This is a genomic window from Streptomyces sp. NPDC021225 (assembly GCF_044332865.1).
GTDB lineage: Bacteria > Actinomycetota > Actinomycetes > Streptomycetales > Streptomycetaceae > Streptomyces.
Window position 1 is genome coordinate 357380 of sequence record NZ_JBIRPV010000005.1, and the last position, 20691, is coordinate 378070.

Sequence of the window (20691 nt, forward strand, 5' to 3'; positions counted from 1 at the left end):
TCACAGGGATCGGGGCGCCGGCGTCTTGTGTGCGTCAGGACGCCGCGCGAACGAACCGGGCGGCACGCGGCACCACGAATCGTCCGAATCGACCCCCGAGCACGCACACGGAGAAGGTAGCCCGACACATGGCCCACACAGCCCTGCCTGAAACCGGCCCCGAACGCCGCGACATGTTGCTGGACAAGGGGGGAGACCCGCCGCCCCCCGACCCCCGCCGCTGGTGGGGCCTGGTGGTCATCGCCCTCGCCCAGCTGATCGTGGTGCTGGACATGACCATCGTCAACATCGCCCTGCCGTCCGCCCAGCAGGACCTCGGCTTGACCGACGGCAACCGGCAGTGGGCCATCACCGCCTACACCCTCGCCTTCGGCGGCCTGCTGCTGCTCGGCGGCCGCCTCGGCGACCTGTTCGGCCGCAAGCGCAACTTCATCATCGGCCTGATCGGCTTCGCCGGGGCCTCCGCGCTCGGCGGCGCCGCCACCGGCCCCGGCATGCTCTTCGCGGCCCGAGCCCTCCAGGGCGCCTTCGCCGCGCTGCTGGCCCCCGCCGCGCTGTCCCTGATGACCACGACCTTCACCGACCCGCGCGAACGCGGCAAGGCATTCGGTGTGTTCGGCGCCATCGCCGGTGCCGGCGGCGCCATCGGCATGCTGCTCGGCGGCTTCCTGACCGAGTACCTCGACTGGCGCTGGTGCCTGTACGTCAACGCCCCGGTGGCCGCCGTCGCGGTGATCGGCGCGATCGTGGTGCTCAAGGACCCGGGCCGCAGGACCGGCGGTCGGCTGGACATCCTCGGCGCCGTGCTGGGCACTGCCGGTGTGCTGTCCATCGTCTACGGCTTCAGCGAGGCCGAGTCCCGCGACTGGGACGACGCCCGGGTGCTGACCCTGCTGATCGGCGGCGTGGTGGTCCTCGGGATCTTCGCACGGTGGCAGACCCGCGCCCGGACCCCGCTGCTGCCCCTGCACATCGTCAAGGACCGCCAGCGGGCGGGCGCCTATCTGACGATGGCCCTGGTCACGATCGCCATGTTCGGCGTCTTCCTGTTCCTCACCTACTACCTTCAGGGGATCAAGGGCTGGTCGCCGCTGAAGACCGGTGTGGCCTATCTGCCGATGACCGTCTGCATGATCATCGGCTCCACGCAGATCTCGGCGCGGCTGCTCCAGAAGGTGCCGGCCCGGGCGCTGATCATGCCCGGCCTGGCGCTGGCCGCCGGCGGCCTGGCCTTCCTCGCCTCCATGGACGTCGACGCCGGCTACCTCGGCCACGTCCTGCCCGGCATCTGCCTGATGGGCCTCGGCATGGGCGCCACCTTCATGGCGGCCATCTCCACGGCCACCGCCCGCGTCGCTCCGCAGGAGCAGGGGGCCGCCTCGGCGACCCTCAACACCATGCAGCAGGTGGGCGGGTCGGTCGGCACCGCGCTGCTGAACACGATCGCGGCCGGCGTGACCACGGACTGGCTGACGGACCACCGGGTCGACCCCACCCAGCGGACACCGCAGGCGAAGGCGGCACTGGCGGAGGCGACGGTGCACGGCTACTCCGTGGCGACCTGGATCTCCGCGGGCGTCATGCTGCTGGCCGCGGTGGTCGCGGGCGTGTTCATCAACGCCAAGGCGCCGGGCCGGCAGGCCGACGCGGCGACCGGCGGCCCGGCGGGCGGCGACCGCGAGGCCGGGGCCGTCGCGGTGCCGGTCCACGCGGGCTAGCTGATTGATGTGCTATGCGTGCCGGTCTTCGGCTTGACGTGGTCGTAGGCGATGAGGCTGCGTTTCCGGGATGCTCCGCACGGCACGAGGGTGTTGTCCATCAGCCGTAGCAGCTCCGCCGCGGACGGTTCGGTGTCCACGACGCCCCTCACGCCGCGGCGGAGGTGCGGTGCAGCGTGAACCAGAAGGTCGGGACCGGGTTCGTACCAGGCGTCACGTCGGTCAGTTGCCACCCGGCGAACTTGGCGCGGAGCTCGTCCGCAGTAACGCCGGAGATCGGGTCGTCGAACGCCTCGGGGCCGTACCCGAACATCAGCAACTGCGCTCCCGGGGCGGCTCGCGTCGTGAGACCGGCGGCGTAGGCGTCGCGGCGGTGCGGCGGAATGCCGCAGTAGCAGCTCAGGTCGAAGAACAGATCGTACGGGCCGAGCACGCCTACCTCGTCGAGCCGGGTGGCGTCCCCGCACAGCACCGTAACGTCCACCCCCGCCGCGTCGGCCTTCTTCCGGGCCTGACGGACCGCGCGGTCGACCAGGTCGACGGCCGCCACCCGCCAGCCGTGCCGAGCCAGGTACACCGCGTTGGTCCCGGTGCCGCAGCCGAGTTCGAGGACGTGACCGGGCGTCAGTGCGCCAGGCCCCTCTACCAGGTCCACCAGCTCGGGTGGTGTGACGCCGCTGTCCCACGGCGGCTTGCCGTCCCGGTAGTAGTCCTCCAACGAGCGGCGTACGGCCGCCTCTTGGTCGAGCTCCGCAGCCGTCCGTATATCGCTCACCGCTACCCCTCCAAGAATTTAGAGTTCGACTCTAGTGTCTGGCTCTAGAGATAGACTCCCGGCATGGCTGCCGTCAAGGGATCCGACAAGCGCCCCGACAAGCGGGCCGAGCGCTCGCGGCGCACCCGCGAGAAGATCGTCGCGGCGGCGCGGGATCTGTTCGTCGCGCAGGGGTATGGGGCGACGAGCCTTCAGGAGGTCGCAGACCGCGCGGGCGTGGCCGTCCAGACCGTGTATTTCGTGTTCCGCAACAAGCGCGCGCTGTTCAAGGACGTCGTCGACACGTCCATCGCCGGCGATGCCGAACCGGTCGCCACGATGGACCGAGACTGGTTCCGCAGCGCGTGCGCCGAGCCCACTGCGGCCGGACAACTGCGCGCCCACGTACGGGGCGTGCGCGAGATCCTCGGTCGCGTCGCCCCGATCATGCCGCTGATCGCCGCCGCCGCGGCCACCGACCCGGAGATCGCCGCGCAGTGGCCCACTGACCCCGACCCGCGCTACACCGTCCAGTACGCCGCAGCTGAGGCGCTGACCTCCAAGCCCGACGCCCGCGCCGACGTCGACGTCACCCGCGCTGCCGACCTGCTGTACGGTCTGCTCAGCCCCGAGCTGTACCTGGTCTTCGTCCGCGACCGCGGCTGGTCCCCCGACGCCTGGGAGGAGTGGGCCTGTGCGGCGCTGACCGCTGACCTCTGCGCCGACCGTGAGTAAGGCTTAGCAGGCCGAAAGACGCATCAATCATCCAGCCTCCGGCCGGTCCCGACCATGTGGAACCCGAGTCCGGCCCCGGCCCCGGCCCTTGTCCGGTGCCGGGGCCGGTACTCCCTCAGTGGCTACCGTGCCGTGGCCGCCTGGGGTGCTCCCTGCGTCCGTGACGGGCCTCTGGCGCCCATGCTGCCGGGCACGGAGAGGAGTGCGCTGTACCAGACGTTGGCCATCTTGCTGTAGCCGCCCGCGTTCGGGTGCACTCCGTCCGCCAGGTCGGCGGTCGTGAGTGCCCGGTACATGTCAACCAGATGGACGCGCTTGCCGGCGTTCACCTTGCTCTGCACGATCCCGGGGATCGCCGCGTTGAAGGTGCGGACGGTCGGGTCGGCGAAGGAGATGGGGACGATCGTCGCCACGAAGACCTCCGTATCGGGGGCCGTGGCGGTGATGTGGTCGAGCAGGGTGGAGAGCCGGGCCGGTGCTCCGGCGGGGTCGCTCCCGTACATGTCATTGGTGCCGATGTGCAGGAGCACGGTGTGCGGGGTGTAGGTGCGGAGCCAGTTCACGACATTGCTGTCGATCTGGCCGATCGTCCACCCGGAGTGGCCTTCGTGATCCCGGTCGCCGAGACCGCTCGGACCGTTGGACATGGAGCCGACGAAGTCGACGTTGCGGCCGGCTGCCACGAACTTCTGCCAGAGGTCGACGCGGTAGCCGCCCGGCACGTTGAAACCGTCGGTGATCGAGTCGCCGAGCGGCGTGACGCGCACTCCGGCGGCCGGTGCGGTGGGTGTGGCGAGTGCGGCGTGGGCGGTGCCCGTTGTGGTGATCAGTGCGAAGATCAGGGCCGCGAGAGCGATGGAGCTGGTGACCAGGCGTCTCATCCGCCTCGTGATCGTCTTCCTTGGTAACGGAACCATGGTGCCGCCTCTCGATCTCTGGTGACTTCCGGCAACGGTGATGAAACATTCCGGAGTGTGTTCCGAACTTTTTCGGTCGGCAAGAGTCAAGACGCGCCATAGCGTTTGCGCCCGGGGGCGGGGGCTCTGGGTGACGGCTCCGGGCGGCATCAACCGGGCCCAGATGCTGGTGGTGGGCAATGACGAGCCGGCACGGGCGCAGCGGAACAGATCAGTGACCGCACTGTTACAGTCCGTTTGCCCCGAGTACGGGGACACGACGGAAAACAGAATGAGGGGACCAGAGTTGCGCATACAAATAAGACGGATGATCGCGGCGATCGGGGTGGGGCTCGCGCTGGCCCTGACGCCGATCACGGGGACCGCGGCGGCGCAGGAGACGGGCACCATGGCCGTGACCGACATGGACTTCACCCCGTCCGCAGTGGACGCGACGCCTGGCGGCGAGACCGTCACGCTCCGCTGGACGATGACGGATACCACCCCAGAGACCGACGGCATGAGCGCGCGGGTCTACCTGCGCCGCCAGGGCGCGACGGCCGGTACGTACCTGGGCGTGCCGCTGGTCGGGACCTATGACGTGGGCTCCTCTGGCCAGGACATCACCGTGGTGCCCGGTTCGACGCCTCAGGAGGCTACTTATGAGTGGACCCTGGCCGTTCCGCAGTACGCGGCCGGGACGTCGGTCACCTGGGCCGTTACCCGCTTAGAGGCCTGGGACAACCAGGGCACCTCGCTGGACTGGGGCGCCGCCGAGCTGGGTGCGTTCCACAGCACGTTCGAGGCGAAGACGCTCGCCGACGCGCAGGGTCCGACGTACGACGACCTTGCGGTGAACAGCGAACAGGAGCCGTACGTCTACGCCGGCGAGGACTCGTCGAGCATGACCTACGAGCTCGATGTGTACGACGCCCAGGCCGGCATTTCCGGCGGCACCCTGACGGTGACCGGCCCCGGCGGGCAGCACCTGACCGGCTCGTTCGCGATCGAGTGGACCTGGTACGAGGGCTACCAGGGGTGTGGCTCCATCGATTGGGGCCAGACATACGCCGGGTCCTGCCGCGTGTCCGTGACCTTCCCCGCGCACGCGGCATCGGGCACGTGGACCGTCTCGAAGGTCGAGCTCACCGACAACGCGGGCAACACCAGCACCTACAACAACCTCTCAGCCGCCCCTGTCCACGTCACCTCCAACGACGTGCTCTCCGCGGACGGTTTCACGGCGACGCCGAACCCGGTCGACACCTGGCACGGCGCCCGGACGATCAAGGTCGGCTTCCGGCCCCACGGGGACCAGGGCGAGGTCGCATCGGCGGTCGTGAACACCAACAGTGCCAACGGCTGTCGGCAGACCTCCACCACGGCAACGACCGCGGCGGACGGGACCGTCTCGGTGAACTACCAGGTGCCGCGGGGGGTCTTCACCTGCCACGTCACCGGCCTGATCATCACGGACAACGCCGGGAACGTCGCCCTGTACGGCTCGCAGTTCGGCGCACCGGAGACCGGTCTGACGATCGCTTCGGCACCCGACACGGTGCTGCCCGAGATCGACCAGGCCACGCTCTCGCCCACCACCATCCCGGCAACGGACCACTTCACGGACATCCGCCTCACCGTCAACGTCTCGGGCACCACCGCGGGTGTCAACAACTACGACGTCTACCTGATCGACTCCTCGGGGCAGCGGATCCCGGCCGTGTTCGGCGGTACCTCAGTGACCTTCAGCGGCCCGTTGACCTTCTCCTTCCCACTTCCCTCCGACGTGGCCCCCGGGACGTACACCGTCGCTCTGCGCCTGTCCGACCAGGCGCGCAAGTCCTCGTCCTTCGGCTTCCCGAACGGCACCCCGATGCCGGGTGGGCCGGTGACTTTGACGGTCACCTAGGCGCCCCGGAGTCTGAACAGATCGCCCAGCATCACTGGGGAGGTGCCCGGTCTCGCTGCGAGGCCGGGCACATCGCCGTCACTGCCCCGCGGAACGCCTCTGGGACCCTTCGCCGGTCCAACGGGCCCGTGCGGGGCTCCGGCCGTGCGCCACACACAACCCCAGCTGAGGCCAGAGCGGGAGCCCAGGGCTCATGCAGGTCTCGTACGACTTCCAGTGTCGCTGACCCGAGCCTCCTCGCGGCGGGGCGGACGCGCACGCCTCGCTGCTGCGCGCGGGGGCGGCCTTCGGGGGCGCCCTGACCGTACTGATCGCCGTACTGGCGCTGGCCGTGGGCGTGCTGGCGGGGTAGCCGTGAGGCGCTCAGCCCGCCAGGTCGCCGAGCAGCGCGGCGACGTCCAGCTCGACGCTGAACTCTCCGGCGATCTGGATGGACTCATTGCCCGTGACCGTGGCCACCTCGCGGTAGGTGTCGACCGACAACTCGTGCGCCACAACCCGCACCTGAGGCTCGAGCTCGACCCGCCAGTAGGCCGGCACCTTCGCCTGGGCGTAGAGGGCGGGCTTGAGGATGCGGTCGGTGGACTGGTTGCTCGGCGACACGATCTCGACGAGCAGGAGGACCGCTTCGAGCGGCACGGCCAGCGTCCCGCGCTGGACTGCGGCGCGGTCGGCGATGGCGATGTCGGGGATGAACAGTCGGGATTCCCCCGTCACGTTCACTGCCTCGGCGGAAATAAAGGGCGCGGCGGACCGAACCAGGGCAGCCTTGATCTGGCTGTGCAACTCCGAGGACACGATCTGGTGGTCCCAGGAGGGTGCAGGGGACATCATGAGGACACCGTCCACGAGCTCATAGCGGGCGCGTGCAGGGTGCTCCGGGAGCGCGAGGACGTCCTCAACTGTCCAAGGGCCTTCGTGATCGTCGACTCGCATATTTTCGACGCTCATGACTGCCATCACCGCCTCCTCGTGTTCTTGGACTCCAGCATGGCACGCAGTTCTGACATTCGCCGAGACTTCCAGCCCGAGCCGCTAGCATGCGTCGAAAGGCATGCTTATCACTCTTTGGAGTGAGGTGGTCACCCGCGAGAGGGCCGCGGTTCACCGTCTGAGCAACCCCGCCAGCAGCCCCGCGATGTTCCACGCGTCGTCCACGCCCCGGTGGTGTGTGCCCTCCAGGGGGAGCCCGGCGTGGTGGAGGGCCCCGGCCATGCCCAGTTCGCGGTCGAGGGAGTGCATCAGCGAATACAGATTCTTGACGTTGAGATGCCGGGTGCCGAACGGATAGCGGGTGTCGGTCGCCTCGCACTGGCGCGTGAACTGGGCGCGGTCGTACTCGCCCCAGCTCGCCCATACGCGGTGCCCGGCGCCGTGCTCGTCGCGCAGGATCTCGCAGGCTTCGGCGAATTCGAGGCCGTCGGCGGCCTGTTCGGGGGTGATGGTGGTCAGTTCGGTGCAGAAGGGGCTGACCGTGGAGCGCTCGGGGCGGATCATCAGGGAGCGGCGGCCGGAGCGTTCGCCGGTGGCGACGTCGAGTTCGCACAGGCCGATCTCGATGATGTCGGATTCCATGCCCTCGGGGGTGGGGCCGTCCCAGCAGGTCGCTTCGACGTCCACGACGAGGACGCGGTCGAGTCGCAGTCTTGCCATGCGGGGTAGCGAATCACGGGGGCGTGGCGGGAGGCACGCGAATTGCCGTCAGGCGGGGGGCCGGTGGGCCAGGCGGGGCGGCGGCCATGCGGCGACGGTGCCGGCGATGCCCGCGCCGAGCAGGGCGAGCGCGATGGTGAGGGCGAGCCAGCGGTGGGCCGCGAGGTCGAGGACGCTCTGGTCGAGGGCCCCGGCGGGCTGGGCCTGGTAGGGGTCTTCACGGTTGTAGACGACGGTCGTCGCCACGCGGTCCTCGGCGTCCCGGTGGCCGTGCGGGACATAGAGCGAGCCGTCGATCGCCGTCTCCGGCACGCTGACCGGATCGCCGTCGGCGTCGACGAAATCGAGCCACACCGACGACGTCTCGCAGCTGATGCCCCGCCCCTGGGAGCAGGCGGTGGACAGGGACGCCTCGGCCCGCGCGTGCAGTCCGTGGGCGCGCAGCGCGGCCAGTTCGGAGTGGCCGTCCCATACGTGTTTGATCTGTCCTGACAGCAGAAGAGCGCCGATCACCGCGACGGTCACGGCGGCGGCCGTCGTCCACCACCGGCGCAGCAGACTCCGCATGGCAAGCCCTCCTCACGGGTCATGACCATGGTCCCGCATCAGCTGTCTGCCCAGCCTATTAGGGTCGTCCGACATGACGAACGACAGGCTTCGCCAAATCCTCGCCACCGGACTCATCGACCGCCTCGACGCCCGCGACAAGACGCTGCTGGAGCGTCGCGCGCTGATCAAGGCCAGTGGGGAGAAGCCGTTTCGGGTGGAACCGCGCGGATGGTGGTACGCGGTGCCGGGCGCGGCGTACGAGGGGGTGTTCGAGGCGCTGGAGCTGCACGACCGGTTCCCGGTCACGCTGGAGGAGGGTGTCGATGTGGACGACATGCCGTGGCGCCGGGGCGCGTTGCCCGTGTTCATCACCCCGGAGCTGGACGGCTGGCGGCTGATCTACGGCAACCTCATCAGTGTGGTCGGCGAGGGCTGGGACGAGTGGATGGGCGCGGTGGAGCGGCTGAGCGAGCACTGCGGCGAGGCGCAGATGTTCTTCGAGGACCAGGCGGCCGGGGCGGACATCTGGGTGGTGGCGGAGAAGGGGCGGATCCGGCGGCGTTACGCGGCGGAGAGCGACCCCGAGTGGATCGGCGAGCCGCTGCCGTGGGAGGACCTGGTCGTCGACGACGAGGACTACGACCCGGAGTACTACGAGGCCGAGCCCCACGAGGGCACGGCGCGGGCGGCGTACGCGTGCGGGCGGTTGTCCGTCGACCCCACGAAGGTCGGCCCGGGCACCGCGATGCGGGGCCACGGCTGGCTGGCCCTCAATGCTCCCGGCATCGGGTACAAGGGGCTGGATCTGCTGGTGTAGGAGGTCTGCGGTTTGTGGTGGATATGAGACAGCGACACGCCGATGCCACGGCGTGTCGTCGTCTCATATCCACCACGAAGTCACCGTCCCGCGCCCGCCGGAAGCACCTGGACCGTGTCGCCCACCGCGCGCTCGCCCGCCACGTCCGAGGGGGCGTTGACGAGCCCGCCGTTCACGGCCATGGCGCTGGAGCCGCCGCCGTCCAGGTTGAGAGCCTGCTCCGCACCCAGGGAGCGCATGAAGTCGGCGCCCTCCACGAGCGTGAAGCCCTCGCTGACGCCGGGCTGCCGCCCGTCCACCGTGGCGAGGATCAGCCGTCCCTGCTTGTCGATCCCGGCCATGGTGCGGGGCTGCCGTCCGTTGGACCAGGCGTAGCCGAAGGAGAGGTCCTGGGGGTCGAGCATGCCTTCGGTGGCGGCGTCGACGGCGTTCCGGCCGTCCTCGACCAGGGTGGGCGCGGCGCTGACGACGCTGTCGTCGGGGCCGAGTTCGACCTGCCGGCCGGCGGTGTCGCGGATGACCTCCTCGACGGATATGGGCTCGCCCGCGCGGCCGTGGGCCGTGAGCCAGTCGGCGCCGCCGCCGATGCCCTGGAGCACCGAGCCGCCGGACGGGACCTTGCCGCCGCGCGCGCCGACGGACACCACGCGGTGGTCGGCGTCGAGCACCGCCTGGACGCCGGGGCCGGTGGGCAGGTCGGCGCGGAACGACGACGTGAACTTCACCAGGTCGTCGGTCTTGGCGCAGGTGAGGTCCTGGCGGGGCTCCTCGGTGGGGGTGGCGCCTGGGCGGCCGCAGTTGCGCACCTTCCCGGGCACCCGGTTGATGCCCTCCACCGCGTAGCCGGCGGTTCCGGCGCGGGCGGTGACCGTGGTGGTCAGGTCCGCGATACGGGGGTTCCGGCCGCCGTCATCGAGGATCAGCGCGGCCCGTGAGCCGGCGGCCATCGACTGGAGTTCGCCGTCGTAGGCGCCGATTCCGGCCATGGTGCCCTGGACGCCGTCGGCGTCCGAGGTGATGAAGAAGCCGCCGTTGACGCCGATCAGGGAGCCGACCTTCGCGGCGACGGAGGAGGTCGTCTCGCGGTCCGCGACATCGCCGTTGTGCGTGCCCGCGACGGTGCCGGTGAAGGCGGCCGAGTCGATGACCGCGACGTGCACGCTCTCCCGGTCGGCCGGCTGCTGCACGTCGTAGCCGGTCCACTCCACGGCCGGGCGCAGGCCGCTCGCGGACACCTTCTGGCTGGTGCTCTGGGCGCCCTCCGCGGTGGCGTACGAGCCCACGCGCACCCGCCAGCCCATCGTGCCGCTCGGCGTGTCCGCGTACGCGGGCCAGCGGACCTGCTCCAGGCGCGGCTCGAGACCGGCGTCCCGCAGCCGCCGCGCGGTGTCGTCGGCCCAGGCGCGGGTGGAGAGCGGGGCGGACGTCGGGGCGCCGGTCAGCCGGTTGACGGCGGGGGCCTGGATGGTGACCGTCCAGGAGGGTTTGGCGTCGGGGTCCTTGATGACGCCGGTGCGCAGTTCGACGCCCGGGGCCACGGTCCGCGTCGTCCAGTCGGTGACGGACTTCGCGGCGGCGGTTGGGGCGGGCTTCGCCGCCGCGGGCGTGGCCGCCTGCGCCGGCCCGGGCACCGCCCAGGGGTTGATGACCGTCAGCGCGATGGTGGCGGCCACCGCGATCGCGCCCCGCCTGCGGGCGCCGCGGCGGGCTGCTCTGTCGGCCGTGCCGACCATGTCGGTTCCGAGTGGACGGGGGGCGTGTTCAGTGCGCATGGCATCCCCTGGGGCGTCGGCGTCCTGCAACGTCCTGATGTGTGGGAGGCAAGTCCAGCGGTGTCCGGGGGCCGGGCTGACAAGGATGCGGGACGGGCGGGGGACGGGACACGGAAGACGCGGTGAATCGCACGGGGCGGAGGTGGCCGAACCCCGTCGGACCCCAAGCCCCGCCGGGGCCGGGCGTCCCTCTGAGGCGGAGCGGGAGAGTAGCCCGAATGAGTGATGAACAGGGACGGGACCGCGCGGTCAGGCGGTGAGCGCCGTCAGCTTCCGGGCCCCCGCCTCGTCGTAGCGGCGCAGCAGCAGCCGGGCCAGCTCCGGGGCCGGGCCCAGGACGCCCGCCAGGACGTCCGCACCCGCCTCCCGCGCGCCGTGCGCGATGCGGTCCGGGAGGCGGCCGGGGGCGATGACGTACGGGGCGACGGCCACGCGGCGGGCGCCCTCGGCGCGCAGCGCGCGGACCGCGTCCTCGGTGCGGGGGAGAGTGGCGGAGGCGAACGCGGGCCGCACGGCGCACCAACCGGTGTGCCGCCACTCCCGCGCGATTTCTGCGATCACCGCGATCGCCTCCGGGTCGGTGGAGCCCGCCGAGGCCAGGACGACCCCGGTCGAGCTTCGGTCGCCGGGCCGCAGCCCGGCCTCGTACAGCCGCCGCTCCAGGGCGCTGATCAGCAGCGGCGAGGGGCCGAGCACCTCGGCCTGCCGGACCCGCAGGCCCGGGTGGCGGGCCGTCGTCTCGCGCAGCACCGCCGGGATGTCGGCCTTCGCGTGGAAGGCGCGGGTGAGGAGGAGCGGGAGGGCGACCACATCGCGGGCGCCCTCCGCAGCCAGGCGGTCCAGGACCTGCCCCACCCTCGGCGCGTTGAAGTCCAGGAACGCCGCCTCCACCCGAAGCCCCGCCCGCAGCGACCGCACCCGCGCGCACAGCGCGGCGACGGTCGCCGCGTGGCGCGGGTCGCGGCTGCCGTGGGCGATGACCAGCAGGACGGGGGGAGAGGGGGTCACGGGATGCGTTACCGGATTCCTTACGAGGGCGGGCGGGGGGCTACGGGCGGGGTGGCCGGGCTACGGGCGGGGTCGTCAGGACGGGGTGTCAGTGGGTGCTCACCAGCAGGCCCCGGCTCCGCAGCACCCGCCGCTCGATCGGGGCGAAGATCAGCAGCTCGATCGCGATCCCGACGAACAGGATCATGATGATGCCGAGCAGCACCCCCGCCATGTCGGAGTTGTTGCGCTGGTTCTCCAGGTACTGGCCGAGCCCGAGCCCCAGGTCGGGGGACTTGGCGATGATCTCCGCGGCCATCAGCGAGCGCCAGGAGAACGCCCAGCCCTGCTTGAGCCCGGCGACATACCCGGGCAGCGCGGCGGGCAGCAGGATGTGCCGGGCGCTGACCAGGCCCCGGGCGCCGAGCGTGCGTCCGGCGCGCAGGAACAGCGGCGGCACCTGGTCGATGCCGGAGACCAGGCCGTTGGCGATCGAGGGGACCGCGCCGAGCAGGATCACGGCGTACATCATCCGGTCGTTGAGGCCCAGCCAGATCACCGCGGGCGCCACCCAGGCGACCGAGGGCAGCGACTGGAGCCCGGAGAGGATCGGGCCGATCCCGGCGCGGATCACCTTCACCCGGGCGACGATCAGCCCCAGCGGGGTGGCGATCGCCAGCGCGATGAGGAAGCCGAACAGGCCGCGCGAGACGCTCGTCCAGACGATGTCGAGCAGCTCGCCGCGGAGCCACAGCTGCTCCAGCGCGTCCCAGACCAGCTTGGGGTCGGGGAGCTTGTAGTCGTCGGTGACCTTCGCCCAGACCAGCGCCTTCCACACGGCCAGGATCAGCGCGATCGCCACAATGGGCGGCAGCACCTTCTGGACCAGCACCTCGGCGGGCGAGGTGCGCCGGATCTGCACCGCGTCCAGCGCGTCGAGCCCGGCCTCCAGGCCCGCCAGGTCCTGGCTGGTCTGCTTTCCCGGCTCCTTCTCAAGCTCCGTCTTCGCCACGGCGGCCGTGGTCTTCGGCGATTCGCCGGTGATCTCAGTGCCGGCCATGACGGCGGATCTCCCCACGCAGTTCTTCGGTGATCTCGATGGACAGGTCCGCGACGGCCGCGTCCTCGATCCGGCGCGGCTGCGGAATGTCCACCGTCCACTCCCGGACGACCCGCCCCGGCCGCGAGGACAGCAGCACCACGCGCTGGGCCAGGCGCACCGCCTCGCGCACGTTGTGCGTGACGAACAGGACCGAGACGCCCGTCTCGCTCCAGATGCGGGTCAGTTCGCCGTGCAGCACATCGCGGGTGATGGCGTCGAGCGCGGCGAACGGCTCGTCCATCAGCAGCACGCTGGAGTCCTGCGCCAGCGCGCGGGCGAGCGCCACGCGCTGCCGCATGCCGCCGGACAGCTCGTGCACCCGCTTGCCGTGCGCGCCGCCCAGCCGCACCAGCTCCAGCAGCTGCTCCGCCTTCGGCCTGCGCTCGGCGCGCGGCACGCCGCCGAGACGCAGCGCCAGCTCGATGTTCTTGCCCGCGGTCAGCCAGGGGAAGAGCGCGTGCTCCTGGAACATCAGGGCCGGCCGGCCGCCCGGGACCTCGATGGACCCGGCGGTCGGCCTGTCCAGGTCGGCGACCAGGTTGAGCAGCGTCGACTTGCCGCAGCCGGAGGCGCCCAGGATGCACACGAACTCGCCCGGCCGCACATCGAGACTGATGTCGTCGAGCACGGGCTGTGCGGCGCCGGGGCGGCCGAACGCCTTGTGGACGTGGTTGATCCGGACAGCTCCGGAGGAATCCGAGGGGCCTGCCGCGGCCGCCGCGGCCGCGCCCGCCCGGTCGGCCTTGTCGGTGGTCAGTGCCGGGGACATCCGGTCACCTCCTGATGGGTGCGTACGTGCGTATGGGCGTGCGTACGGGGGCCCGCGTACGCGATGCGTGCGCACGCGGGCGGCCGGCGGCTACTGGGTGCCGAGCCCCGCGGCGGAGACCGTCGGCTTGCCCTCCGCCTTGAGGACCTTGTTGAGCAGGGTCAGGTCGTAGATGCCCTTGAGGTCGGGCTTCTCCAGGAGCCCGGCCTTGACCGCGTGTTCCGCCTCGGTGTCCAGGGTCGAGGCCAGCGGGTCGTCGGTGACCTGGATGCTCTTCCACGCCGGGTCGATCACCTCGGCCGGGAGCCCCTTGCCGGTCTCCGCCTCGAGGGCGGCGTTGGCCTCGGACTTCGCCTTGTCGGGGTTGGCCTTGATGTACGCGTTGGTGTTCACCGAGCCGCGCAGCACCGCCTCGACGACGTCCGGGTGCTTCTTCAGGAAGTCCTGCCGGACGATCACGTTGGTGATGACGAACTTCTTGTCCGGCCACAGGGTGGACTCGTCCAGCAGCACCTTGCCGCCCTCGGCGACCAGCTTGGAGGCGGTGGGCTCGGGCACCCAGGCGCCGTCGATCGCGCCGGACTTGTAGGCGTCGGGGGTCACCTTGTTGTCCGTGCGGACCACGGAGACATCGCCCTTGCCACTCTGGGCGTCGACCTTCCAGCCCTTCTCGGCGATCCAGTTGAGGAACGCCACGTCCTGGGTGTTGCCGAGCTGCGGGGTGGCGATCTTCTTGCCCTTGACGTCGTCCAGCGTCTTGATCTTCTTCGGGTTGACGACGAGCTTGACCCCGCCGGACGCCGAACCCGCGATGATCTTGAGGTTCTTGCCGTGCGACTTCACATAGCCGTTGATGGACGGCGAGGGGCCGATCCAGCCGATGTCGATGGAGTTCGCGTTGAGCGCCTCGATCTCGGACGGGCCCGCGTTGAAGACGAACGGCTGGATCTCGGTGCCGCCCAGCTCCTTCTGGATCAGCCCGCCGTCGCGCAGGCCCACCAGCGCGGTGGCGTGCGTGAGGTTGGCGAAGTAGCCGATCCTCACCTTGTCCAGGCCGTCGATCTTCTTGCCGCCGGCGGCGGGGACGGCCTTGTCTCCCGTGTCGTCCTTCTTTGAGCCGTAGCCGCAGGCGCCCAGCGCGCCGATCAGCAGCGGGAGGGCGGCGGCTGCCGCGAAGAGGCGGGTGCGCCGGCTGAAGGCCGGGCGCGGGTGCGTGGTGCGGTCGACGGGCACGGGAGGAGTTCCTCTCGGAGGGCCGGGGACAGCGTCAGGGGACGCCCGGCAGTTCGGCTGGTCTTCGGTTACGCCGCTTGCGATACGGCGGGGGAACGGGGAACGAGCGGGTCAGCTGGCACATCGGCCGACCCCTCCCTGTCCACTGCCGAGGGCGCCGCTGCCGACGCGGCCGCCCTCCTTCGCGAAGGTGGAGAAGACATCACCGGACATGATCAGAAGTCCCATCCGTCGTCATCGGACGTGTCGTCGTCGGCCGTGGCCGGGGTGGCGGTCGCGAACGAGTCGCCCACCATGCCCGCCGTCAGTGTGGTGCCGTCGGCCGGGTCGATCAGGATGAACGATCCGGTGCGGCGCGAGTCGGCGTAGGAGTCCACCGGCAGCGGCTCGGCGGTACGGATCTTCACCCGGCCGATGTCGTTGGCCACGAGCTGCTCCGGGTGCGGGTGCAGGGACAGGTCGTCCAGCGTCAGCCGGGACGGGATGTCCTTGACGATGGCCTTCACGGTGCGCGTGCCGTGCTTGAGCAGCACCCGGTGGCCCACCGTCAGCGGCTGGTCCGCGACATGGCAGACCGTCGCCTCGATGTCCTGCGTGGCCGGTGGCGCGTCCTTGCTCGGCACGAGCAGATCGCCGCGCGAGACGTCGATGTCGTCCTCCAGCAGGACGGTCACCGACTGCGTCGTCCAGGCCACGTCGACCGGCTCGCCCAGCAGGTCGATGCCCGAGATCGTGGTCGTACGGCCGGACGGCAGCACCGTGACCCGCTCCCCGACGCGGAACGAACCGGCCGCGATCTGGCCCGCGTAGCCCCGGTAGTCCGGGTGCTCGGCGGTCTGCGGACGGATCACATACTGCACGGGCAGCCGCGCGTGGCAGTGCGCCAGGTCGTGGCTGACCGGGACGGTCTCCAGGTGTTCGAGGACGGTCGGGCCGCCGTACCAGTCCATGGTGGCGGACGGCTCCACCACGTTGTCACCCGCCAGCGCCGAGATCGGGATGGCGGTGACCTCGGGGATGCCGAGCTCGGTGGCGTAGGCCGTGAACTCCTCGGCGATCGTGGCGAAAACCGGCTCCCGGTAGCCGACGAGGTCCATCTTGTTGACCGCGAGGACCACGTGCGGGACGCGCAGCAGGGCCGCGATGGCGGCGTGGCGGCGGGTCTGTTCGACGACGCCGTTGCGGGCGTCGACCAGGATCACCGTGAGCTCGGCGGTGGAGGCGCCGGTGACCATGTTGCGGGTGTACTGCACATGGCCGGGGGTGTCGGCGAGGATGAACCGGCGCCGGGGCGTGGCGAAGTAGCGGTACGCCACGTCGATGGTGATGCCCTGCTCGCGCTCGGCGCGCAGGCCGTCGGTGAGCAGCGCGAGGTCCGGGCCTTCCTGGCCCCGGTTGGCCGATGCGCGCTCCACGGCCTCCAGCTGGTCGGCGAGGACCGACTTGGAGTCGTGCAGAAGACGGCCGACGAGGGTGGACTTGCCGTCGTCGACCGAACCGGCGGTGGCGAACCGCAGAAGGGTCGTCTCGGAGAGCTCCGTGGTCGTGGTCATGCTTAGAAGTACCCCTCGCGCTTGCGGTCCTCCATGGCGGCCTCGGACAGCTTGTCGTCGGCGCGGGTGGCGCCGCGCTCGGTGAGCCGGGAGGCGGCGATCTCGGCGATGACGGCGTCGAGCGTGGTGGCGTCCGAGTCGACCGCGCCGGTGCAGGACATGTCGCCGACGGTGCGGTAACGGACCTGCCGCTTCTCGACGGTCTCGCCGTCCTTGGGCCCGCCCCACTCGCCCGCGGTCAGCCACATGCCGCCCCGCGCGAAGACCTCGCGCTCATGGGCGAAGTAGATCTCCGGCAGCTCGATGTTCTCGCGGGCGATGTACTGCCACACGTCCAGCTCGGTCCAGTTGGACAGCGGGAACACGCGGACGTGCTCGCCCGGCGCGTGGCGGCCGTTGTACAGGTTCCACAGCTCGGGGCGCTGGCGGCGCGGGTCCCACTGCGAGAACTCGTCCCGCAGCGAGAACACCCGCTCCTTGGCGCGGGCCTTCTCCTCGTCGCGGCGCCCGCCGCCGAACACCGCGTCGAACCGCTCGGCCTGGATCTTCTCCGTCAGCGGCAGCGTCTGGAGCGGGTTGCGGGTGCCGTCGGGGCGCTCCTTGAGGACCCCGCGGTCGATGTAGTCCTGGACGGAGGCCACATGGAGGCGCAGCCCGTGGGCCGCCACCGCGCGGTCCCGGTACTCCAGGACCTCGGGGAAGTTGTGCCCGGTGTCGACGTGGAGCAGTGAGAAGGGCACCGGTGCCGGGGCGAACGCCTTGAGCGCCAGATGCAGCATGACGATGGAGTCCTTGCCGCCGGAGAACAGGATCACCGGCCGCTCGAACTCGCCCGCCACCTCGCGGAAGATGTGCACCGCCTCGGACTCCAGCGAGTCCAGGTGCGACAGCGTGTAGAGGGCGCCGTCGCCGTCGCCGTCCTCCGAGCCGGGTCCCGTCCCGTTGACCTGAGCCACGGTCGTCATGCCAGTCCCCTCTCACCCAGCAGCGCTCTCAGCGCCGCGGCGGATTCCTGGACGCCCTGCCCGTGCGTCTCGATGCGCAGGTCCGGGACCTCGGGGGCCTCGTACGGGTCGTCGACCCCGGTCAGCCCGGAGATCTCGCCCGCCGCCTGCTTGGCGTACAGCCCCTTGACGTCCCGCTCGGCGCACACGTCCACCGGCGTGGCGACGTGCACCTCCAGATAGGCCGTGCCCTCGCTCTGGTGGCGCTTGCGGACCGTCTCGCGGCTGTCCGCGTACGGGGCGATGACCGGCACCAGGACCTTGACGCCGTTGGAGGCCAGCAGCTCGGCCACGAAGCCGATCCGCTGGACGTTGGTGTCCCGGTCCGCGCGGGAGAAGCCGAGGCCGGAGGAGAGGAACTCGCGGATCTCGTCGCCGTCCAGCACCTCCACCCGGTGCCCCTCGCCGCGCAGCCGCTCGGCCAGCGCGTAGGCGATCGTCGTCTTGCCCGCGCTCGGCAGACCGGTGAGCCATACCGTGGCGCCCTGCTCTGTCACGCTCATCTGGTTCTCCTGGTCAGCCATCAGCCGTGCAGCCCGCACTCGGTCTTGGCGCGGCCCGCCCAGCGGCCGGCGCGCGCGTCCTCGCCCTCCAGTACCCGCCGGGTGCAGGGCGCGCACCCCACGGACGCATAGCCGTCCATCAGCAGGGGGTTGGTGAGCACGCCGTGTTCGTCGACGTACGCGTCCACGTCCGCCTGCGTCCAGCGGGCGATGGGGGAGACCTTGACCTTGCCGCGCCTGGCGTCCCAGCCGACGACCGGGGTGTTGGCGCGGGTCGGGGACTCGTCGCGGCGCAGCCCGGTCGCCCAGGCGGCGTAGCCGCGCAGCCCCTCCTCCAGCGGCTTGACCTTGCGCAGGGCGCAGCACAGGTCCGGGTTCCGGTCGTGCAGCTTCGGGCCGTACTCGGCGTCCTGCTCGGCCACGGTCTGGCGGGGGGTGAGCGTGATGACGTTGACGTCCATCACGGCCGCCACCGCGTCACGGGTGCCGATGGTCTCGGGGAAGTGGTAGCCGGTGTCGAGGAAGACGACATCGACGCCGGGCAGGACGCGGGAGGCCAGATGGGCCACCACCGCGTCCTCCATCGAGGAGGTGACACAGAAGCGCGGCCCGAAGGTGTCGGCCGCCCAGCGCAGGATCTCCAGCGCCGGGGCGTCCTCCAGCTCGCGCCCCGCGCGCTCGGCGAGCCGCTCCAGGTGCGCGGGGTCGCCGGACTCGTCGAGGTCCACGTGCTCGGTCATATCGCCGTGCCCCCTTCGCCGTGTTCGCGCCGCAGGCCCTTGGCCAGCAGCCCGAGGAACGACAGCCGGAACGCGCGGTTGCAGGACGCGCATTCCCACGCCCCGTGGCCTTCCTCGGAGGGGCGCAGGTCCTCGTCCCCGCAGTACGGGCAGTAAAAAGGCGCCGCACGCTCGCTCATGAGAGGGCCTCCTCACTGGCCCGCGACGCCCACGTCGCGAACCGCTCGCCCTCTTCCCGCTCTTCCTCGAAGCGGCGCAGCACGCGCTCGATGTAGTCGGGGAGTTCGGCGGAGGTGACCTTGAGGCCGCGCACCTTGCGGCCGAAGCCGGGCTCCAGGCCGAGCGCGCCGCCCAGGTGGACCTGGTAGCCCTCGACCTGCTCGCCGTTGTCGTCCATGACCAGCTGGCCCTTGAGGCCGATGTCGGCGACCTGGATGCGCGCGCACGCGTTCGGGCAGCCGTTGAGGTTGATGGTGATGGGCTCGTCGAACTCGGGCAGCCGGCGCTCCAGCTCGTCGATCAGCGAGGAGCCGCGCGCCTTGGTCTCGACGATCGCGAGCTTGCAGAACTCGATGCCGGTGCAGGCCATGGTGCCGCGCCGGAACGTCGACGGGGTGACCTGGAGGTCCAGCGCCTCCAGACCCGCGACGAGCGAGTCGACCCGGTCCTGCTCGACATCGAGCACGATCATCTTCTGCTCGACGGTGGTCCTGACGCGGCCGGAGCCATGTGCCTCGGCCAGCTCGGCGATCTTGGTGAGGGTGGCCCCGTCCACGCGGCCGACGCGCGGCGCGAAGCCGACGTAGTAGCGGCCGTCCTGCTGGCGGTGCACGCCGATGTGGTCGCGCCACCGCTGCACCGGCTGCGCGGGCGCGGGGCCGTCGGCCAGCTTGCGCTTCAGGTACTCGTCCTCCAGCACCTGGCGGAACTTCTCCGCGCCCCAGTCGGCGACCAGGAACTTCAGCCGGGCGCGGGTGCGCAGCCGCCGGTAGCCGTAGTCGCGAAAGATGCCGATGACCCCCGCCCAGACCTCCGGGACCTCCTCCAGCGGGACCCAGGCGCCGAGCCGGACGCCGATCTTCGGGTTGGTGGAAAGACCGCCGCCGACCCACAGGTCGAAGCCGGGGCCGTGCTCGGGGTGGCGCACGCCGACGAACGCGATGTCGTTGATCTCGTGGACGACATCGAGCACCGGCGAGCCGGAGATGGCCGTCTTGAACTTGCGCGGAAGGTTGGAGAACTCCTTGGTGCCGATGAAGCGGCGGTGGATCTCGTCGATGGCCGGGGTGCCGTCGATGATCTCGTCCTCGGCGATCCCGGCGACCGGTGAGCCGACGATGACGCGCGGAGTGTCGCCGCAGGCCTCGGTGGTCGACAGGCCGACGGCCTCCAGCCGACGCCAGATCTCGGGCACGTCCTCGATCCGGATCCAGTGGTACTGGACGTTCTGCCGGTCCGTGATGTCCGCCGTGCCGCGGGCGAACTCCTGCGAGACCTCGCCGACGACCCGCAGCTGCTCGGTGGTCAGCCGCCCGCCGTCGATACGGACGCGCAGCATGAAGTGCTCGTCGTCCAGCTCCTCCGGCTCCAGGATGGCGGTCTTGCCGCCGTCGATGCCGGGCTTGCGCTGGGTGTAGAGGCCCCACCAGCGCATACGTCCGCGCAGGTCGGCGCCGTCGATGGCGTCGAAGCCGCGGTGGGCGTAGATCGTCTCAATGCGTGTCCGCACATTGAGACCGTCGTCGTCCTTCTTGAACTGCTCGTTGGCGTTGAGCGGGGTGAAGTGACCCGCGGCCCACTGGCCCTCGCCGCGGTGGCGTCCGGCCTTGCGGCGGGGCGTGGCTGCGCTGGGGCGGTCCGGGGTGGCGGCCATGGCGGTGTGTGTCCTTCTGAGCGGCTCTGGTGCGGCGGGCGGTACTCGTCAGCGCACCCTCGGTGACCTGCGCTTTTGTGCAGGCGGGCACGGCGTTGCGGCAGAGGGCGCGGGGCGCGGGGTG

20 protein-coding genes are annotated in these 20691 nt (G+C 71.0%); 4 read left to right on the forward strand and 16 right to left on the reverse strand.

Annotated features, from left to right (window positions below):
* Window positions 1–173: 173 nt before the first annotated feature.
* Window positions 174–1718, forward strand: a complete 1545-nt coding sequence (locus tag ACH4S9_RS23735; protein ID WP_398374005.1) for an MFS transporter — start codon at window positions 174–176, stop codon at window positions 1716–1718.
* 148 nt (window positions 1719–1866) lie between these two features.
* On the opposite strand, the gene ACH4S9_RS23740 is transcribed toward ACH4S9_RS23735, so the two are convergent.
* On the reverse strand, window positions 1867–2493 hold the full coding sequence (locus tag ACH4S9_RS23740) for a methyltransferase domain-containing protein (protein ID WP_361187208.1): 627 nt from the start codon (window positions 2491–2493) through the stop codon (window positions 1867–1869).
* Window positions 2494–2556: 63 nt separating this feature from the next.
* Here ACH4S9_RS23740 and ACH4S9_RS23745 point away from each other — a divergent pair, with 63 nt between their 5' ends.
* Window positions 2557–3207 (forward strand): helix-turn-helix domain-containing protein, encoded by a 651-nt coding sequence (locus ACH4S9_RS23745; RefSeq protein WP_311723558.1) that lies wholly within the window; start codon window positions 2557–2559, stop codon window positions 3205–3207.
* Between the two features lie 122 nt (window positions 3208–3329).
* On the opposite strand, the gene ACH4S9_RS23750 is transcribed toward ACH4S9_RS23745, so the two are convergent.
* On the reverse strand, window positions 3330–4088 hold the full coding sequence (locus ACH4S9_RS23750; RefSeq protein WP_398373772.1) for an SGNH/GDSL hydrolase family protein: 759 nt from the start codon (window positions 4086–4088) through the stop codon (window positions 3330–3332).
* Between the two features lie 343 nt (window positions 4089–4431).
* On the opposite strand from ACH4S9_RS23750, the gene ACH4S9_RS23755 reads away from it, so the two are divergent.
* A complete protein-coding gene (locus tag ACH4S9_RS23755) occupies window positions 4432–6012 on the forward strand; it encodes an Ig-like domain repeat protein (protein WP_311723556.1) in 1581 nt (526 codons plus the stop codon).
* Between the two features lie 363 nt (window positions 6013–6375).
* On the opposite strand, the gene ACH4S9_RS23760 is transcribed toward ACH4S9_RS23755, so the two are convergent.
* The 3 genes from ACH4S9_RS23760 to ACH4S9_RS23770 all read right to left on the reverse strand — a co-directional run bounded on the left by ACH4S9_RS23760 (window position 6376) and on the right by ACH4S9_RS23770 (window position 8232).
* On the reverse strand, window positions 6376–6972 hold the full coding sequence (locus ACH4S9_RS23760; RefSeq protein WP_311723555.1) for a Uma2 family endonuclease: 597 nt from the start codon (window positions 6970–6972) through the stop codon (window positions 6376–6378).
* A gap of 144 nt (window positions 6973–7116) precedes the next feature.
* Window positions 7117–7665 (reverse strand): exonuclease domain-containing protein, encoded by a 549-nt coding sequence (locus tag ACH4S9_RS23765; RefSeq protein WP_398373773.1) that lies wholly within the window; start codon window positions 7663–7665, stop codon window positions 7117–7119.
* 48 nt (window positions 7666–7713) lie between these two features.
* A complete protein-coding gene (locus ACH4S9_RS23770) occupies window positions 7714–8232 on the reverse strand; it encodes a hypothetical protein (protein WP_398373774.1) in 519 nt (172 codons plus the stop codon).
* Between the two features lie 73 nt (window positions 8233–8305).
* On the opposite strand from ACH4S9_RS23770, the gene ACH4S9_RS23775 reads away from it, so the two are divergent.
* A complete protein-coding gene (locus tag ACH4S9_RS23775) occupies window positions 8306–9031 on the forward strand; it encodes a hypothetical protein (RefSeq protein WP_398373775.1) in 726 nt (241 codons plus the stop codon).
* An 80-nt stretch (window positions 9032–9111) separates the two neighbouring features.
* Here ACH4S9_RS23775 and ACH4S9_RS23780 read toward each other — a convergent pair whose 3' ends face one another.
* The 11 genes from ACH4S9_RS23780 to ACH4S9_RS23830 form a co-directional block, all read right to left on the reverse strand.
* On the reverse strand, window positions 9112–10803 hold the full coding sequence (locus tag ACH4S9_RS23780) for a phosphodiester glycosidase family protein (protein ID WP_398373776.1): 1692 nt from the start codon (window positions 10801–10803) through the stop codon (window positions 9112–9114).
* 249 nt (window positions 10804–11052) lie between these two features.
* A complete protein-coding gene (locus tag ACH4S9_RS23785) occupies window positions 11053–11811 on the reverse strand; it encodes a sirohydrochlorin chelatase (RefSeq protein WP_311723550.1) in 759 nt (252 codons plus the stop codon).
* Between the two features lie 88 nt (window positions 11812–11899).
* Window positions 11900–12850 (reverse strand): ABC transporter permease, encoded by a 951-nt coding sequence (locus ACH4S9_RS23790; RefSeq protein WP_311723549.1) that lies wholly within the window; start codon window positions 12848–12850, stop codon window positions 11900–11902.
* The gene (locus ACH4S9_RS23795; protein WP_311723548.1) at window positions 12837–13661 is read right to left on the reverse strand and encodes an ABC transporter ATP-binding protein; all 825 of its coding nucleotides are present in this window, start codon (window positions 13659–13661) and stop codon (window positions 12837–12839) included. Before ACH4S9_RS23795 ends, ACH4S9_RS23790 begins: the two co-directional genes overlap by 14 nt.
* A 90-nt stretch (window positions 13662–13751) precedes the next feature.
* The gene (locus ACH4S9_RS23800) at window positions 13752–14894 is read right to left on the reverse strand and encodes an ABC transporter substrate-binding protein (protein ID WP_311723547.1); all 1143 of its coding nucleotides are present in this window, start codon (window positions 14892–14894) and stop codon (window positions 13752–13754) included.
* 215 nt (window positions 14895–15109) lie between these two features.
* A complete protein-coding gene (locus tag ACH4S9_RS23805; protein WP_398373777.1) occupies window positions 15110–16447 on the reverse strand; it encodes a sulfate adenylyltransferase subunit 1 in 1338 nt (445 codons plus the stop codon).
* A 2-nt stretch (window positions 16448–16449) separates the two neighbouring features.
* Window positions 16450–17412 (reverse strand): sulfate adenylyltransferase subunit CysD, encoded by a 963-nt coding sequence (cysD, locus tag ACH4S9_RS23810; RefSeq protein WP_385347516.1) that lies wholly within the window; start codon window positions 17410–17412, stop codon window positions 16450–16452.
* Window positions 17409–17975 carry an adenylyl-sulfate kinase gene (gene cysC / locus ACH4S9_RS23815; RefSeq protein ID WP_398373778.1) on the reverse strand — a complete coding sequence of 189 codons (567 nt, stop codon included), beginning with the start codon at window positions 17973–17975 and terminating at the stop codon, window positions 17409–17411. Before cysC ends, cysD begins: the two co-directional genes overlap by 4 nt.
* The gene (locus tag ACH4S9_RS23820; RefSeq protein WP_311723543.1) at window positions 17975–18694 is read right to left on the reverse strand and encodes a phosphoadenylyl-sulfate reductase; all 720 of its coding nucleotides are present in this window, start codon (window positions 18692–18694) and stop codon (window positions 17975–17977) included. Before ACH4S9_RS23820 ends, cysC begins: the two co-directional genes overlap by 1 nt.
* Window positions 18691–18873, reverse strand: coding sequence for a hypothetical protein (locus ACH4S9_RS23825; RefSeq protein WP_311723542.1), 183 nt, complete (start codon window positions 18871–18873; stop codon window positions 18691–18693). Before ACH4S9_RS23825 ends, ACH4S9_RS23820 begins: the two co-directional genes overlap by 4 nt.
* The gene (locus ACH4S9_RS23830) at window positions 18870–20567 is read right to left on the reverse strand and encodes a nitrite/sulfite reductase (protein ID WP_398373779.1); all 1698 of its coding nucleotides are present in this window, start codon (window positions 20565–20567) and stop codon (window positions 18870–18872) included. Before ACH4S9_RS23830 ends, ACH4S9_RS23825 begins: the two co-directional genes overlap by 4 nt.
* Window positions 20568–20691 lie beyond the last annotated feature (124 nt).

Bases quoted from the DNA above. Each gene is read 5' to 3' on its own strand.
- ACH4S9_RS23735 (WP_398374005.1), top strand. From the start codon at position 174: ATGTTGCTGGACAAGGGGGGAGACCCGCCGCCCCCCGACCCCCGCCGC.
- ACH4S9_RS23745 (WP_311723558.1), top strand. From the start codon at position 2,557: ATGGCTGCCGTCAAGGGATCCGACAAGCGCCCCGACAAGCGGGCCGAG.
- ACH4S9_RS23750 (WP_398373772.1), bottom strand. From the start codon at position 4,088: ATGAGACGCCTGGTCACCAGCTCCATCGCTCTCGCGGCCCTGATCTTC.
- ACH4S9_RS23755 (WP_311723556.1), top strand. From the start codon at position 4,432: ATGATCGCGGCGATCGGGGTGGGGCTCGCGCTGGCCCTGACGCCGATC.
- ACH4S9_RS23760 (WP_311723555.1), bottom strand. From the start codon at position 6,972: ATGGCAGTCATGAGCGTCGAAAATATGCGAGTCGACGATCACGAAGGC.
- ACH4S9_RS23765 (WP_398373773.1), bottom strand. From the start codon at position 7,665: ATGGCAAGACTGCGACTCGACCGCGTCCTCGTCGTGGACGTCGAAGCG.
- ACH4S9_RS23770 (WP_398373774.1), bottom strand. From the start codon at position 8,232: ATGCGGAGTCTGCTGCGCCGGTGGTGGACGACGGCCGCCGCCGTGACC.
- ACH4S9_RS23775 (WP_398373775.1), top strand. From the start codon at position 8,306: ATGACGAACGACAGGCTTCGCCAAATCCTCGCCACCGGACTCATCGAC.
- ACH4S9_RS23780 (WP_398373776.1), bottom strand. From the start codon at position 10,803: ATGCGCACTGAACACGCCCCCCGTCCACTCGGAACCGACATGGTCGGC.
- ACH4S9_RS23790 (WP_311723549.1), bottom strand. From the start codon at position 12,850: ATGGCCGGCACTGAGATCACCGGCGAATCGCCGAAGACCACGGCCGCC.
- ACH4S9_RS23795 (WP_311723548.1), bottom strand. From the start codon at position 13,661: ATGTCCCCGGCACTGACCACCGACAAGGCCGACCGGGCGGGCGCGGCC.
- ACH4S9_RS23805 (WP_398373777.1), bottom strand. From the start codon at position 16,447: ATGACCACGACCACGGAGCTCTCCGAGACGACCCTTCTGCGGTTCGCC.
- cysD (WP_385347516.1), bottom strand. From the start codon at position 17,412: ATGACGACCGTGGCTCAGGTCAACGGGACGGGACCCGGCTCGGAGGAC.
- cysC (WP_398373778.1), bottom strand. From the start codon at position 17,975: ATGGCTGACCAGGAGAACCAGATGAGCGTGACAGAGCAGGGCGCCACG.
- ACH4S9_RS23820 (WP_311723543.1), bottom strand. From the start codon at position 18,694: ATGACCGAGCACGTGGACCTCGACGAGTCCGGCGACCCCGCGCACCTG.
- ACH4S9_RS23825 (WP_311723542.1), bottom strand. From the start codon at position 18,873: ATGAGCGAGCGTGCGGCGCCTTTTTACTGCCCGTACTGCGGGGACGAG.
- ACH4S9_RS23830 (WP_398373779.1), bottom strand. From the start codon at position 20,567: ATGGCCGCCACCCCGGACCGCCCCAGCGCAGCCACGCCCCGCCGCAAG.